Raw genomic sequence first — 17,056 nt, forward strand, 5'->3', positions numbered from 1 at the left:
ATCCGAATTCATTAAGCCCAATTAAAAATGGACAATCCTGTAGGGGCACTCCCTTGTGGATGCCCTTCGATACCGGACTTAAAAGTCATCTTTGCTTACATTACAATATATTCTACGTGAAAAAACACTTTTAAAATGTTTCAATTTGTGCAGTCTTTTCGGGTGGCATTGGTATCTCCTTTTACGTTTTTATAATTCTTTTTTACAAAGGCATGGCGGCTAACAAACCATTGAAGCTAACCCCCAGCTTGTCTACACCGGCCTCAATCTCTTCACTGAGGGCATATAGTTTTTCAAACAGTGCATCAAACAAGGTCTCAATGCCTAACTCATCCTTAAGCTGAATAATCTTTTGATATTGCTCGTTTAAGGGTTTAGCAATTAGCTCAACCGGGTGAAATAGAGTTAGCTTTCCTAGCAAAACTTCGCGAACTAGGGTTGTCAGGCTCAAAATAGGGGAAGTTTGTTTTAGATCTGCCGTTGTTAGCTCTTTGGGTAGATTTTCTGCTTGATTCACCTGCCAGCTCACGTCTTCGGGGATCGTCACGTCACCCGCTCGGCCCAAGACCAAAGACTGTACTGGCATCTCCAAAGTGGCGACACCAGGGTCAAAGATTTTGTTTTCTAAGGTTTCAAACCAGATATCCCCCATGGGAGTGGTTGCTACAAGAGGGGTACCGCTGGGGATCGCAATGGCATTCGACGCTGGCGCGGCTAATGTGACAGTGATACTACCTCGGGCTGTTGCTAATAGTTGGGCGGGGGCCAACCGTTCTAAACTGCGCCGGACTTTGTTATATAGCTTTTGTAAGGGGGCAATTAAAGCGGTTTCTGGATTGAGTGCCGCCAGGGGCTTGACCACTTCTGCTTTTACCCGCTGTAATGGTTCTGCTAAAAAGTCGAGATTAAACCCCTGCACTTTATCCTTAATGCCAATCATGGCCTGGCCAATGCGGGCTAATCCGTCAGGTATTTGGTTAAAGACCGCCAGGTGCTCCTGTAGCCCCAAAATAGACTGAATCGCGCTGCTGATGTGGGCAAGGGGCTGCTCAAGCTGTTGGGTAATGGCGTCAATGGGGCCAGCCACCAGACCGTCTATTGCCTGATTTAGATAGGTTTTAAGGCCAGCTACCCCATTGTTCACCAGGTTGTCGATGGCTGACAGCCCCTGATCGAGACGCTGGGTGAGGCGCAGCCAGAGACGTTCGAGGGTATCTAAAATACTGATGAGTTTTTGGTTAAATTGGTCAATCAAACTGGTGGGAATGGCCAGCAGGGTGACGGGGTTGAAGGTTTGTATCTGGGTTTGTAACTGTTCATAGCGTGCTTGGAGTTCTGATGGGATCTGGTTTGCCCCGTTTAGTCTCCGGGTTTGTTGTTGCCAACCCTGGGCTAGCTGGGTGATCTCAGCCAGGTAGGTCTTTTCATAATCAGCCACGGTCTGAATCACTGTTTTAACCTGATCTAACAAGACCGGTTCACGGATTTGCGCCATGATTGTGGTGGCTGCCGTGCGCAGGGGGCTGAGCATCGGGTCTAGAGCGGAGAGATCCAGGCCATCGACAAGTCCGTGCAAGCTGTTTACAACAGTCTCTAAAAAGGGCGTAATCCCACCGTCTAAAATTGTTTGCACGGGTTGCCAAAAGGGCTGATCTTGCAGACGGAAGCCACTGATCGTATCGGTGACCTGGCGCACTGAGCCCACCACCTGATCCACCAATGTCTCCAGCCCCAGTTTGTCTAGCTGTTGGGTGACGGTGTGCAATAGGTCATTGATGGGGATGAGTAGCTGACGCGGTGAGAGCGATCGCACAAATCCCATCAGCTGCTGATAGATTTCCACCAGCGGTGCCAGCAAGGTTTTGGGGCTGGCAACAGCATCTACTTTGGCCAGTAAGTCGGCTTGAAACTGGCTGATCGGCTGCATCAGCTCCACCAGTTTATCGGGGTCAACCAGGGCTTCCACCTGGGCAACCATGGCTTCAAAGGGAGGGGTTAGCAGCTCACCCACCAGGGTGCCGGGTTCAAAGCGATTGATAATATCCACCACCTGATCAAGCTGGGCCTTGACCGGTTCGATCACGCCACCCAAAATCGGCTCTGCTATCTGGGTCTGGTAGCCTTCTTTGAGAATGTCGGTGGCCTGGGAGGGTGGGTCAATGGCATTGCGCACCAGGTCTAAGGCTGCGGATAGGGCCGTGCGCAACATCTGGTTCAGCTCGGCCACATTGATCGAAGCCAGGGTGGTTTTAACGGTGTCCACCTGGTTAAGGACATCGTCAAAGATGGGCTGTAGGCTAACCTCATCCAGTTGTTGCACCACCTGGTCAATGCCCTGTTTAGTTTGGTCTAAAATACTCCGAACCTGGGGATGATCTAAAAGAGCGGTCATTTGGGCAATCAGGGCATGGAACTGACTGACGAGGGTCTTAATGTCAAAGGCTGCGACTTTATCGATCAGCCCTTTGACTAATCCATACACTTGCCCAATGGCCACATTGACCTGGTTGATCACACCACTCACTTGGTCGGTGATGTCGTTAAACATGGCCTTGGCTTGATTGATCAGGCCAGTAAGGTCAAACCCTTGGATAAAGTCAACAATCTGCTGGATCAAGTTGGTCACCAGGGCACTGGCTTTGACCAGGGCCTGCTCGGCGGTTGCGATCGCACTCTCAATGGTGCCCACCACGGTTTCAATCCCCGCTGTGATTTGGCCAACGCCCTGGCTAACCAGGTTTTCTAGGGTTGCGATCGCCGGTTGCAACTGGTCCAGTATGCGGCTGAGATCAAATTGTTGCAGAATGTCCAGGGCATTGGGGGGGAGCAAATTAAGTTGGGCTCCCAGCGCATGGGGATCGAGCCCGGTCATCACCGTATCCAGTTTCTCCATGGCCTGGTTTGAGAGATTGGTAAGTGTCCCTTCAAACTGCTCCACATGATCAAATGCGGTCTGGGTTTTGGCCTCTAAACGAGTGATTTGACGCGTCAGTTGGTTCGCCTGTTGCTCTAAGTGAGTCAGATGCTCGTCGGTTAGCTGATGGTCCAAAGGCAGGGCCACCAGGTCATCCATCCAGGTTTGAAAACCTTCAGTGGCGCTTTCTTCAGTCAATCCAGTCAGTAACCAACTAAGCGTTTCAACCTGCCCCCCATAGGGACCGATCACATCGCTTAGTTGGGTGAGGGCAGTCTCGCCCAGCGATGAAACTGACAACAATTCGCTTAGATAGTTGGCATCAACAGTTTGTTCACTCAGCTGACTCAATGCCGGAAAAACAGTCTCCGTCAGCGCTTCCAGCATGGTTTGAAATTCACCCAACACTGGCGCTGCCCCCATAAATGAGGTGGTCAGGGGAGCCATTAACGTCTCAATTTCCAGCGAGCCATCGGCTACCCCCTGGAGCTCACCTAGCAGCCCACTGAGCAGGTCGTCAGGGTTAGACGGCAGGGTTTGGGCTAAATCTGTAAAGCGATCAACAGCCCCCGTCAGGGCGTCTAGTTTCGGAATTGTCACCGTATCCCCGATGGAAAACTGAGGTAAAGAAATGCCCTGGGTCAGTCCGGTAAACTGCTCAACCAAACCGCCACTGTCTGGTTTCTGAAACGTTTGTAGGATGGCCAAAAACCCCTTCTGTTCCGAAGTACTTTGTTCCATAATGGTTCTCTCCTTACTCCTCTAACCATTGCCAATCATCCTGGTCTAACTCTGGGAATGAGAAGGTATAAACAGTTCCCGCCAGTCCTTCAATCCTGAGTCTTCCTTGGTCATCTAAAACACCTGTCTGCACCTGTTCATCGTCCTGATATAGCTCATAGCGCAGCCCGGTCAAAGGCCTGTTATCGTCATCCAACACTGTTAGGGCAAGCCATTTGGTCGCAGAGGGGTCTGTGGCCCCATCGTCTACAGGAGATTCCCTGGGCAAGTCTCTTGTCAGCTTCTGGGGCTCAGTCTCATCTAGGGTGGGAGCCAGCTGCCAGTCTCCTTGATCTAACTCTGGGAAGGTAATCTCATAGGCCCCTGGCAATAGTTGGTCAAGACGAATGTTGCCTTGGTCATCTAAGGTACCTGTACGCACGGTCTCGCCCGCCTGGCTAAGCACATAGGTTGCATTGGCCATGGGCTGACCTGCATCATCCACCAGGGTAATAATTACCTGGGCAGTGGCCTGTACAGGAGGAGCTACCGAGGACTCAGGGACAGATGAGGGGGCTCCTGATGTTTCATCTGGGCGACTCTCTGCGGGGGGCTGAGTTGGAGTTTGGGGGAGAGGAGGACGATCCTCTGGTGTTTCGGGTTGTTGTGCCTCTGTTTCACTGGTTTGCAATTCCCAATCTGCTGCATCCAGGTTCGGGAAACTTAGTCCATAGGTGCCGACGGGCAATTGTTCAAGGGTCGCGTCTCCTTGGGGGCTTAAGTGCCCTGTTTGCACGGTGCCATCGGGCCAGGTGAGTTCATAAGTCTGATTAGCCAGTGGCTGACCCGCATCATCCACCAGGGTGATACTTATGTGAGCATTGGGTTCAGGTGGCTCTATAGGTGGTCTATCGGAGGGACTCTCAGCAGGTTGATCGGTCGATGGCCTATCAGAGGGTCTATCAGAGGGACTCTCCGATAGACCACTGGCTTCGCTGGTTAACAGTTCCCAATCTGCGGCATCTAACTCGGGGAAACTCAGGCGATAGGTTTCTGTTAAGCGTGCTTCAATCTGGGCACGTCCCTGATCGTCTAATTGACCCGATTGGCGGGTGCCATCGGGCAAGAGAAGTTCATATGCTGTATTTGCGATCGCATTACCAGCTTCATCCACCAATAACAAAACTATCTGAGCAGTCTCTACGGGTGGCAAATCACCCGGTTGGGTCAGGGCCTTAAGCTGTTCTGGGTCAACCCCAGCCGCTGTCAGATCCTCCATTGAGACTCCGGCAGCCAGCAACACATCTGCCCCCACCCCAGCGGTGAGTAGCTCGTCTAGGGCAACACCCGCTTGTAACAGATCGCTAACTGGCACGCCTGCGGTCAGCAGGTCTTCCACCGTAGCGCCCGCATTCAGCAGTGCCTCAACCGATAGCCCAGCAGCCAATAAATCTTCCACCGAGCCGCCCGCTTTGAGCACCTGCTCAGCCGATAGCCCAGCCCCCAACAGGGCGTCAACGGTTACACCTGCCTGTAATAGGGTCTCAGCGGTCACCCCGGCTTGTAACAGCGCCTTGGCTGACACCCCAGCGGCTAGTAAATCGCTAATCGCTACCCCGGCTTCTAATAGCTCGTTGACCGAAATACCGGACTGCAATAGACGTTCAATGGGCACCCCTGACTCAAGCAACGTCTGGAGTGACGGTTTAGGCTGCCAACTTAACGTGAGCTCAGGCGGTTCAGGTATTTCTTGTGCTGGGGGCTGAACGGGTTCGATTTTGAGGTCCAACAGGCCCCTTAAGCCATCAGCAACAGCTGGCAGCTCTTCTGTGGCGACGGTGATTTGATTGAGGGCTCCTTGCAGCGGCTCAGCGGGGTTGGTCAGGGCAGGCAAGCTGCCCATACTCAGCGCCTCCGGTAGGGTGGCGATATCCAACAAGAGCTGCGCCTGGGACTGGATTGCCTGATCGACCGCAGCTGCGTCAGCAATGGTGGATGGCTTTGGGGGCACATACTCGGCAATGGTGAGCCGATAGCTGAATTGCTCAGGAGCCTGGGCGGCTTGCAACACATCAAATTGCTCCAGGACCACCTGGCTAAAATAGGCCCTACCAACAATGTCAGCCAGAAAGTCAACGGGCTCCCGTTGTTTATACGCTTTTCGAAGGGTCTCCAAATCCTCTTCGGCAGACGTGCCATAAAAGATCCCTTCAATCTGCAATCGAACGGAATTACGCCCCAGATTTTGGGTGATATTCCCTTCTAGGCCCGGCACCTGATGATGAACTAGGGCAGCCCGCTCCAGAGTATCCACTTTGTGGACCCGATCTAACTGGATTTTGGCCAGTTCAATCGGCATAGCTAGTCTCCATAAAATCGATGGTATTCACGGGAGATTTCTGCAGAAATGGCCGCCATGACCTCCTCTAAATCCAGGAGCTCAAGAGGCAAAATATCTGTCGATGGTACTGACGATGCAGAGGACATGGTTGAGAAATCGGCTGGCCAATCTACCGGAGACTCTATCGATTGGGTAGCGTGTATGTCCGTTGGGGAAATGTCTGTCGAGTGTTGCGGTTGAAGAGGACTGGTTGGTGTGATTGGTCTTGGTTCGGAAGAGTTTATCGCTGGAATCGTGCCCCTTGGCAACTGTGTTGATTGCTGATGCCCTAATGGTTCTGGCCACTGCGAGGACAGAGTCTCACGTTCACGTTCAGAAGTTGAGTCAACAGACGCTGTAGACGTTTGCTGATTAACTTTTGAACCGTTAGACGGAATTTTAAGATGTGGCCTCACATAAGAATCGTCAGACTGATCAACCTGTGGAGACTCAATAGACGAATGATCTAGCCAATTGGCAAACGCCGATAGATCCTTGATGGGTGCTTGGGTGAACACTGTAGAGACAGGCTGCTCTGAGTTCAGCGGTTGGGCATCAACAGTATTGGCAGTATTGGCCTGAGTCTGAATACTTGGGGGCATGGAATGAGACTCATTAACCGTTGGTAAGGTGTAAATCTGATCTTTTATAACTTGATTATTTACAGTTGAAGAGAGAGTGGCCAAAGGTTGGGACTGAGTCGATTCAAAAGGCTTCTTTGTTGACGGGGAAGTTGATTGGTTTGGCAAATTTTCCAGAATGCTGATTTGAGCATCCTGTTGCTGGTTTGGCACTCGTTGTTCAGCTGCACCAACGACACCAACATTCAACGTTTCTGTCGGCCTAAGTTGAGTTGAGTGAGTTGAGTGAGTTGAGGTAATCCGTTTGGAAAACGTTTTATCCAAGCTTGCTTGAGATATATTTTTGTGATCAAACCTCGTGACTGGCAGACTACCAGTTTGCTCACCTTTTTCATTTTTGAGTGGTATGAAGACTTGATTAGCCCGTTCTCTAGCGATTGGGTGGCTGAATTCTGGTTGTGTTTTTGATAGCCCCGAACAAGACGCTGGATTGACACCATCACTGGACTGAGGCAAAACAGGATATGAATATTGTCGTGACTTATAGTCAGTTGATTTTGAGGGAGCAGATATATCACTCATCATAGGCGGACTTCTATCGACAGTCGCCCGACTTTGGATATCGCTATTTGGTTTCAATTCATGTGGCCAAGTAACGGCACTAGAGACATCGGAGTACCGAAAACCAACATCTTGCTGTCCATTAATGGGGTTACTCTGGACGGGAAAAAATGGAGCCGTTAACCACGCTTCAAGCTGAGTCAGCTCTTCACAGATTTGTAATACCTCCTGAATATCTTGTTCCAGATGATGAAAACTACTCAAATCCTCATCCCCTAACCCGTGGGAACACCAGGTATCTAATGACCAGGGCCAAAGCGATTGATACTTCTGTCGTAACGCATTACCCAGCGTCGTTAAATGGTCAGAGGGATCTTTCATGCTCAGCCTCTTCGTCTAAAAGTTGAAGATAAAGGGAAATTTGTCCCATGGTCATCACCTGCAACTGTTGGGGAGTCCAGCCAAAGGCACGGGCTAATCGATAGCTTGATCGCACTAGCGATGATTGTGTTAAGGCAGAGGCATTTTTTTTTCTCCGAGTCCGCTAATGTGACGAATTTGGGCAATCAAAAAATTAACCAATCCCAAATGCATTCCCTTAACCTGTTCTAAAGAGAGTGTTGGTTGAGCCAAAGACTCTTTAATCATCAACAATGGAATCAGCCCCGCATCATTACGAGCGGCTTTCATAATCAGCTGAAACGTACCAACTGTCAGCGGTCGTAACTGAACCGTGAGTGATGAATCATTGACCTCAACCTTTTGGGATTGTCCCTGGGGATGCAAGATACTCTTGGGAATAACGACATCAAAAGTCAGTGCCGCCCCTGCCAGTAATTCATCAGGTGTTATTTCAACCAAGGCCACCCTAACCTCCTACCTCTTCAGCACTAATGCGCAACGCCTTAAACGTTGCGGACTCCATCACAAAATCATCCTCAGGTAAGCTAAAACTCCAACTCTCAAACTTGACTCCAAATACCGTTAAGGTATTGGTATTATCTGGAATCGCCGGATTACTGAGATTAATCACAATATTGAAAGAAGGTTGCGCAATGGTGCCCGTTGGCGGTGGACTGGTTGCCCCATCCCCCAGCAACAGACGAATCAAAGCACCATTAATATGAGCCCGTTCGACCACACCAGACACATTAATATTCCCTGGACGCAATTCTGTTGCAAATCGCTTACCTAGCTCATGGTATGGACGTAACTCATTTTCAACCCGCACCTGTACATTTTGTAGACGACCAACCACATTAGAAAACTCATAATTCTCAATCAGGCTTTCCGCGAGTTGACCTTCTACAGACTCAACATCATCGACGGCTAAAACCAGCGATGCATCAGAGCCTCGAAAAACATTTGCATTTGGCATAATGAAACATCTCCTTTAATTAGCTGAGATACATCGTTACTTTGACAAAATCGATACTAAACGTAGGCATTAATGTCATCGTCACCATGGTTTCTCCGGCAATTTCCTGAGCACGGGTCGCAGAGACGTCTAGTTGATAACTAACTAAGGCCTCGTTATCAATCATACGTGTCAAAAACCCATCCAGCGTTGCCTTCATTGCACTGCGCACACGGGTATTGTTCAGCTTACCAATGTAGGGATCACAGCTAGAACGCACACCATAGATGGCATAGTCCACAATGCGCCGAGTAGTAATTTGTCGCCAGGCACCATTATGGGTCGTAATGCCTTTCACAATTCGGAAGCCATTACGTTTCTCTACGGTCAGCATTCGGTTTTGAACACATTTTTCTAGCTCACCACTGTTAAACTCTGTTGTGAGTCCTTCCAATACCAATGTTTTGTTGGTAGGACTGGTTTGTACTGGCAGTGAAGAAATCACACCCGCAACGGCTGCCGCTAAATAACCACCAGACAAGTTTGTTTTTATGTCAGCAGTTTTAGTGACAATGCCTGGCGTCACCAAGATCAACCGATCATCCGCAGGTATATCATTGGCTGGTGGTATAGCTTCCTCTAAACTCGTTCCGATCACCCCAATACGTTCACGTTTGATATTAGCTGTTGTTTTGAGATGTGTTTGCAGCGCCTCTAGCATTTTGGCTTGTTTAATATCCTGCCCTGCTAGCACCACTATATTTACAATTTCCTTTTCTAAGGCTGCTAATCCGGCTGGATAATCAATATCTTGACCACCTTCAAATTTGCCATCTGTTCCATCAACCTTAGGTGGGAGGGTATCTTTCAGGGCCTCATTTAAATCAACTGCACTGATCAGACTGTCAGCCTGATCATTTACTTGTGTTGCCAGATCCTGGAAGCTTGTAACAGTGTAAGATTCTGTCTCTTTTGTCCTATTGCCTTCAAAAAGCTTGACTGTAACTTTATCTGTGGAGGGTGATCCACCGGTGTCACTATTTTCTAAGTCTTTCGACGCTTCACTAACCTTGATTTTTAGATTATCTGCATCTCCTGACGTCCGTGCTTGCAATGTTAATACGGGCGTCGTTTCTTGATCTCCCTGATCTTTCTTAAAGGTGTATTGGCTCCTCTGACCTGTGCGAACGGCATAGACAGTTCGACCACCATTTTTATAGATGAGTGCCAGCGCCGTCATCAGCGTAGCATTACTGGGATCGCCCTCACCAAATTCTTCCTTGGCTTCAGCCAGGCTACTAATCAAAACTGGCTGGTTGACAGGCCCTTTTGAGGCTGTTCCTACAATACCAATATTGCCTGTAGAGATTCTCCCAGCACTAATCAGTCCCTCAGCACGTACTTCAATGTAAGTCCCTGGCAAAATCATTTCTGACATAGTTTCCTCTCCTGGAGGCGCGATCTTCAAAATCTGAATCTACGCAGTTCAAAAATTCAGCAATCTTGACCATTCTGAATTACTCAAACAGTAACTTAATAGAACAAGAAGAGTGATCTAAATATCACCAATCTATCTAGCGTTGTTAAGCGATAGAATCTTTTGGAGCTACTAATTTGAGCTATTACCGTGATATACAACCTTTTTGTAACTCTTGATTTCTTCAAGAGCCACCGGAAATCTAGATTCACATAAAATGATTGAAAGCCTAATGCCTTCGTCGAAAGTTGTACATACTGCTCCTATTAGTGATGATTAGTAATGAATTAACTAGGCAGCTAAAAAAAATAATCTCTCATGTAAGCTAATCTTGTGATTTTCATGCGCATAATCACTTACATCTAACTATAAATTTATACTTTAAGTGATGGATTCAAGGACGAAACCGCATCCAAAAATTTAAAGTAGTATATATTTCTTTATTCTGTGTATTACTTCGTATTCTCCTGGCTTACCAACAGCGAGATCTCTCCTACCGGTACCGCCATTATGTTAATCTCTGGAAATTCAGGTTGGGTAAGTTCACCTGGAGGAATTACAACCCATTGCCAATGAGGATGAAGGGTGCCCAGTGATAGGGATGTTGGAATCTATTAGTAGCCAGGGGGTTACCATCACGAGATTCAACTGAGATCGTGGCGCGGGTGGCTGCAAGGCGAGTTTCGGTATCTTCGTCGTAGAGGAGACTTAGTTGGGCCTGGCGCAGTGCCTCGGCTTTAGTAAGTTCGCCAGAGGCAAGAAACTCGTAGAAGCGTTGCATCAACAGGCTAGTGCTGGTATCGTTAACGGCCCAAAGTGAGGCAATTACGGTTTCTGCACGGTTAGCTGCCAGAAAGTAGGAACTGATCCCGGCGATTTCGGTACCGTCACCGGCGGTCCCTCCCAGGGCGGTTTTACAGGCAGAGAGCACAACTAAATGCAAATCCCTTAGGCTTTCTTGCATCACTTCGATGTCTTGGATCTTCATGCGATCGCCATTCCCCAAAACAATAAACGAATCTTCGGGTCGACTGGGGGCAAACTCTGCGTGGGTGGCAATGTGTAGAATTTGCCGGAATTCAACATTGGCTTGCAGGGCCTTTAGGGTAAAGTCATCATCAAGAAAGACCTGGCCTGGATAAATACCCCTCGGGTCAGCATCATCGCTGCGAATGATGGCGTCCAGTTCCTGCGCAACCGCCGGGAGCGGATTAAATCCTGAGACAGCTTGAGTTAGCCCCAACCCCAAAGCGACTGATTCATCAATCCCTGCCAGGGTAGCTTCGGTATCTGTAATCGCAGGGGCAATGACCGTGGAGATCGTGTAGCGCTCGAGCAAATACTGTTCGCCATCGTACAAGGCGGCCATGGGAATGTAGCGAGTCACGCGGTCATTGACAAAGATGAGTTGACGAATGTTGTTGGCCTGTAGTTCGGTTTCGAGCGGTTTAATCAGCCAACGGTAAAGTTGCTGACTGCTTGCTTGCACCTCTGCAGGGAAGCTCAAATCGGTAAGCTGAGCCCCAAATTGCTGGACGACTGTGGATAATTCCCCTCGGGAAACTGTTACGGGGACGCTACCGACTGAACCGCCTGCAGCGGCCCAAAGGAGCCACAGTTTATCGTCAGTCACAAAGGGGTAAATCAAGACCGCATCAGGATTGGCCTGTAACAGCTTGTAGGCATCGTCACTGAGGCTGTTGGGGGATTGAAAGAGGTCGTCTTCTTGGTCATTACTTGCGATCGCAGCTTCAAATTGAGACACTTGTTTTTCATAGCTGTCCGTCAGCACTCGTTGCTGCTCACGCAAGTTTTCTAGATCACCGCAACGGATTTGCCGACAGGCATAGATTTCTTGCCCCAGGGCAATCAGGCTACCGTGGGCATCCACAACAGGCTGTTCAATTTTGGTGTATTGCAGATCGGTACCTGTCCAGGTGGCACGAGTGGTGCGGGTGAATTCACGTATTTCTTCCAGCTTCAAGAGATCGAGAACTTGTTGTGCTTCAGGAATACGACCTTGTTCTAGAAGGAGAGCCACAAGCGTTCGATAGACATCAGCAACCGTTTCAATGTAGGTGTGCTGAAATTCACTATCTAGTCCTCGAATATCGTTACGAACAGCCTCATGCACATTAACAGCTTCTTTGTAGAAGATAATAGCTAATCCAGGATGATCAAGGCCAACAAAAGCCTCGCCTAAGTTTGCCAAGGCCAATGATTCGGCTTTTCGACTATCAACTTCTCGAGCAATATAAAGAGCTTGTTGATGAAATTCGATAGCTTGTCTATATTGATTTAAAGCATAATAAGCTTCCCCCAGGTTACCTAAGGATGCAGCTTCTCCTTGCCGATCGCTGATTTCTTGAGTGATAGCAAGCGACCGCTGATAGAAGTCAATAGCTAATTGATATTGACCTAATGCACGATACACATCACCTAGATTATCTAAAGATGCGGCTTCCCCTTGCCGATCAAGCAGTTCTCTTTGAATACGCAAAGATTGCTGATGAAAGTCAATAGCTTGTGTATATTGCTCCAAAACGTAGTAATTTTTCCCTAAGTTTCCTAAAGCAGAAGCTGTTTCCTGAAGATTACTAATCTCTTGAGCAATCTTTAAAGATTGGGAATGGAAGATAATAGACTGCTGATATTGACCTAATGCATGATATGCAGTGCCTAAACTATTCCAGGCATTCGCTTCACCTCGACGAACGCTAATGCTTTGAAAGATGTTTAAAGACCGCCAAAAGAAATCAACAGCCTGTTTGTACCTTCCTAGTCCATAATAGGCCTTACCAATATTAACGAATGCATAGGCTTCGATTTGACGATCACCAATCTCCTGAGTGATGAGTAATGATTTCTGATAAAAGTCAATGGCCTCCTGATATCGACCTAATGCATGATAAACACCACCTATTCCCCCTAAAGAAATTGCCTCTCCCCGAGAATCTCCAACATCTTGTTGTAGCGTTAATGATTGCTGATGAAAATCAATGGCCTGTTCATATTCAGCTAATGATTCGTAGACGTTCCCTAAATGCCTTAATGAAATCGCTTCTCCTCGACGATCACCAATTTCCTGCCTAATGGTTAGCGATCGCATGTAAAAATCAATAGCTCTCTGATATTGCTCTAAAAGATGATGAGTGTTACCTAGATGGCTTAATGAAATCGCTTCTCCTCGGCGATCGCCTATTTTCTGTCTTATGGCTAGAGATTGCTGATAAAAATCAATGGCTTCCTCATATTGCCCTAACAATTTATATGCAAGGCCTAGGCTATTTAAAGAGAATGCCACACCGGCAAAATCATCAATCTGTACTCTGATTGTTAGAGATTTTTGATGAAACTCAATGGCCCGCTCATACTCTCTTATGGCACTATAAACCACTCCCAAGCCACCTAAGGCATTGGCCTCTCCCGAGTAGTCTAAAACTGCACTGTAAATTACTAAAGCTTGCTGATGAAAATCAATGGCTTCTTCAAATTGTCTGGATGAATAGTATATGTTGCCTAAATTGTTTAAGGCATCAGCTTCTTCTTTCCGACTATTGCGTTGGCGTGCAATGACTAAGGTTTGTTGAGCATAGTCAATTGCTTGGTCATACTGATTAGCAGCTCGATAAGCATGGCTGAGACTGGCTAGAGCTTTGGCCCGCCCACGACGACTCAACTCTGGAAAATTCTCACTGACTTCATTGCTTTGATATATCGCTAACGCTTGCTCCCAGGACTGTATCGCTTCATGGAGATGGTTTAACTGGAACTGCTGAGTTCCATGATGTAGCAAACGATTGGCTGTAAAAAGTTGAGAGCTAGCTTCAGAGGATTGGGCAGTAGAAGAATGCTGTTGATCTCCTTCGAAGTTATAAACAGTGTTAACAGCAGCATTATCGAAAGTGTTCTTAGACGTATTACTCAAAGAATTAAAAGTATCAGCAAAAACGCCGGAGCTATTACGAGGCATATCATAGCCCTGTTGAGATCGGACATTACTAGCTCCATTGCCATAAATCAATGAAGTCAACAGTAGCAATACGGCTGAAGCAAATGCATGGAGTGTTTGAGAACATAACATCATTGGATCAGAAAAATAACTTTAGGCGCTTGCGCTTAAATAATCCCCCCATCCCCCCATCTACAGCCCCAACCAGAGTCTTTATTGTTGTGCCGTCTCCTTCCGTTAGCCTCTAACCATAGGAGCAAGTGAGTTAATTACTTTGTTCTATAGACCTGCACAAGCTAAATCAGTACGGATAATATATTTTGTACCCCGTAATACTTTAGCGCCTTCATGGCGCAGTGCCTGCTTAAAAATAACTGCCTTACCAAGTTTAGGAGCAATAGGCAATTTAGACTCACTAAAATATGTCTCACCCCCCTGTATGTCATCATTCAGGTAGGCAATCAAGGTTAAGTTCGATAGAAATCCAGACTTAAGCTTCTTGTGGGCATCAGAATGGGGGGCAATATATTCTCCTTCATCGTATCGGTAACATTCCAGCAGATCACCCAAATCAGCCAGCTGCAACTGGCATGCTCCATCATCAGATAAATAATTAATTAGCCTCATGGCTAAAGTACCTAAAATTGTAGTTTCTTCTAAACGCACCTCTTGATTATATCGCCCTGAACTTCTCTCCTGTGCAGGCTTAAAGCCCAACATTTCTGCTTTGAGAATTATCACCATACATTCTTCTGGAGATAAGAAATGAGGAATTTCCCAAACACCATCTATGATGGGTTTCATACTAATCTGTTTCACTATTATTCTAAGCAATGGACAGAACAAGAAAGTTTCAAGCAATTAATATTGACACAATCAGAATTTAGCCACGAATAGTCTCATAACTTTAGAGCATCTTAGATTACTATCTTTCTAGGCAAAAGACTGTTAGGTAGCTTTAGATGTCCACGAATCGTTAAAATAACATCGGCAAACTTTTTGCCTAATGTACAGCCATCATGAATAATACTTTCTGTAGGTGCAATATATGCTTCACCAGGAGCAACTCTCACTTTAACAATTGGGTGCCTAGGATATTGCTTGAAGAATTGCTGTCTAACCCATTCAGATTTACTAGCTGCACTCATTTTTTTAGAGACAGGACATTGACTGTCAATTCTCTGCACTATCTCCAGTAACGTCAGATCCACAAAGAGGAAATATCTATCCTCAAGCCCTAGGTTAAGACAAATGCGATTGGTGCCAGTATGCCTTTTTCCCAGCGGCAGCTTATCCCAGCTATCCAAATGTAAACCGATATATTTTCCGATTTCTCGATTGTAGGTCACCGTCCTCAGGCCAGGAGCATTCACTGTCAACGGGTGCACTTTATAGTTTCGAACAGACAAGATAAAAGGACTCAATTGGGAGTTTAAATTCTCAATCGCTTGCCTATATCCTTCCTGAGACCATAAAAAGTGACAGTCTTGCTTGGTTACAGCAAAAGATACCCCCATATCTTCAAAGGGACTCAACATAGAATCTGTTACCTTAAAGATGCCAACATATTGGCCGTAAGCAGGTAATTTCTCACCGTCCTTTAAAGACATCACATCTTCTTCTAAACTTGTAGGTTCTCGCCAAGTGTTAGATGGAATAAATGCATTCTCGACATAACTTTGATGATAGGAAGTCTCATGGGTCGGCATCATACCATCACTGAGAAGAAATCGTGGTTTATGGCAGCAAGGTTCTGGATTACAGTCAATAATTTTGACGGTTTTGCTAAGATGTCCCATGTTCTTTTTAACATTGCTGAGATACTAAAGTCCTTGGTACGTTAGGCAGCCCCGCGTATCCCCATCTGTTTCTCAATGTCCGTGAGTAAAATATCAGTCAATATTTTCTGCGTGTAGCGACAATACATTGTCTCTGTGGAATTAAAGGAGCCATTCTCAAAATATTTATTCGCAGGTGCTCCCCCTCCACATAACGAAAAATACTCACACTGCTGCCGACAACGATGGACTCCCGATTGAATGTCATGGTTAATTTGTTGAAATTTTGGGTTGTCAGCAATTGTGTTCAAAGACTCTGACCTAATATTTCCCAAAATAAATTTTCCGTAGTCAACACTATCAAGCGATAGAAGCTCTGGGGAGAATGTCATAAAATTCCCAGCATAATCAAAGCTAAGTATTGACAGGGGGGTTGCTTGGGTTGCTTGTTTAGTAGGATTACATATCGCTCTCCTAAGGCGATCAAACTCTCTAACTTTCAGCCTGTTACCTGGCTGAGATGTCAGCGAGTAAAATCTTTTCATAAAGCTGAAATATTTATCATCAGCGTCTTGTGTATTCAAAGAAGAATCTTGGTGATTACCCTCAATCTCTTCGACATTAAAACCGACACGGTAGATACCGTTGCTTAGAAAGAAATGGTAGAGTTCATCCGGGTAGCTTAAAGATTGTTCAGTCAAGACTGATATCACCGAAAAATCAATATGATTCTTTTTCAGCTGCTCGATACCTCTCATCGTGGCAGCGTGAGTTCCTAATCCTTTCCGAGTGACGCGATGAACATCATGGATAAACGCAGGGCCATCTAAGCTGACGCCAACTTTTATTTTGTATTTTTTAATGAGGCTACACCATGCATGATTAATCAAGGTCGCATTCGTTTGTAAAGAATGAGAGTATCTACAGGCTCTATGGTTGTACTGATCTGATAGCTCCTGGATCTTACCAATTGCTGCTTCATAAAAGCTGATTGGCATAGTGAGGGGTTCACCCGCATGCCAAACAATTGTGAATTGATCGGATAAAAAAGAACTGGAAAAGACCTCTCGGAAAATGGGCTCCAGCAAGTCAAGCGAAAATTTGTGCTTTTGTTGCCTGTTAGGCAAATAACAATAGCTACAGTCTAAGTTGCAAAAAGTAGTTGGTTGAATGACTACTAGCTTAATGGGGCCAAACTGCTGCCTGCCTTTTGCAGGATTTTGAGGATTTTGAGGGAAACAAGCATGCATGGTGGATAAAACCTTGTTGATATCAAAAGTTGGGAGCCTAAATATTGCATCGCCAATGGCTCCTCAGTTAATTTTCTAAGTTGTTT

The 17,056-nt window shown here is 46.7% G+C and carries 11 protein-coding genes; all 11 read right to left on the reverse strand.

The genetic code is table 11. The features are described from left to right. Positions 1-202: 202 nt before the first annotated feature. On the reverse strand, positions 203-3,655 hold the full coding sequence (locus U2F10_RS08070; RefSeq protein WP_499871656.1) for a hypothetical protein: 3,453 nt from the start codon (positions 3,653-3,655) through the stop codon (positions 203-205). A 13-nt stretch (positions 3,656-3,668) separates the two neighbouring features. Beyond that, a complete protein-coding gene (locus U2F10_RS08075) occupies positions 3,669-5,993 on the reverse strand; it encodes an MSCRAMM family protein (RefSeq protein WP_499871657.1) in 2,325 nt (774 codons plus the stop codon). Positions 5,994-5,995: 2 nt separating this feature from the next. Continuing rightward, positions 5,996-7,537, reverse strand: a complete 1,542-nt coding sequence (locus tag U2F10_RS08080) for a hypothetical protein (RefSeq protein ID WP_499871659.1) — start codon at positions 7,535-7,537, stop codon at positions 5,996-5,998. Continuing rightward, positions 7,521-7,652 carry a hypothetical protein gene (locus U2F10_RS08085; RefSeq protein WP_264315260.1) on the reverse strand — a complete coding sequence of 44 codons (132 nt, stop codon included), beginning with the start codon at positions 7,650-7,652 and terminating at the stop codon, positions 7,521-7,523. Before U2F10_RS08085 ends, U2F10_RS08080 begins: the two co-directional genes overlap by 17 nt. Positions 7,653-7,666: 14 nt before the next feature. Continuing rightward, a complete protein-coding gene (locus U2F10_RS08090; protein ID WP_163700299.1) occupies positions 7,667-8,023 on the reverse strand; it encodes a hypothetical protein in 357 nt (118 codons plus the stop codon). Position 8,024: 1 nt separating this feature from the next. Continuing rightward, positions 8,025-8,534 (reverse strand): hypothetical protein, encoded by a 510-nt coding sequence (locus tag U2F10_RS08095; protein WP_490794254.1) that lies wholly within the window; start codon positions 8,532-8,534, stop codon positions 8,025-8,027. Between the two features lie 19 nt (positions 8,535-8,553). Then, positions 8,554-9,951 (reverse strand): phage tail sheath C-terminal domain-containing protein, encoded by a 1,398-nt coding sequence (locus U2F10_RS08100; protein ID WP_499871661.1) that lies wholly within the window; start codon positions 9,949-9,951, stop codon positions 8,554-8,556. A 595-nt stretch (positions 9,952-10,546) separates the two neighbouring features. After that, positions 10,547-14,077: a CHAT domain-containing protein gene (locus U2F10_RS08105; RefSeq protein ID WP_499871663.1), complete on the reverse strand. Its 3,531-nt coding sequence runs from the start codon at positions 14,075-14,077 to the stop codon at positions 10,547-10,549. 144 nt (positions 14,078-14,221) lie between these two features. Next, positions 14,222-14,761 (reverse strand): 2OG-Fe(II) oxygenase, encoded by a 540-nt coding sequence (locus U2F10_RS08110; RefSeq protein WP_499871664.1) that lies wholly within the window; start codon positions 14,759-14,761, stop codon positions 14,222-14,224. 98 nt (positions 14,762-14,859) lie between these two features. After that, positions 14,860-15,741, reverse strand: a complete 882-nt coding sequence (locus U2F10_RS08115) for a hypothetical protein (protein ID WP_499871665.1) — start codon at positions 15,739-15,741, stop codon at positions 14,860-14,862. 41 nt (positions 15,742-15,782) lie between these two features. Next, positions 15,783-16,970 (reverse strand): cyclophane-forming radical SAM/SPASM peptide maturase GrrM/OscB, encoded by a 1,188-nt coding sequence (gene grrM, locus U2F10_RS08120; RefSeq protein ID WP_499871666.1) that lies wholly within the window; start codon positions 16,968-16,970, stop codon positions 15,783-15,785. Positions 16,971-17,056 lie beyond the last annotated feature (86 nt).

Origin of the sequence: Leptothoe sp. EHU-05/26/07-4, from assembly GCF_043421015.1 — a bacterium.
GTDB lineage: Bacteria > Cyanobacteriota > Cyanobacteriia > Phormidesmidales > Phormidesmidaceae > Leptothoe > Leptothoe turfae.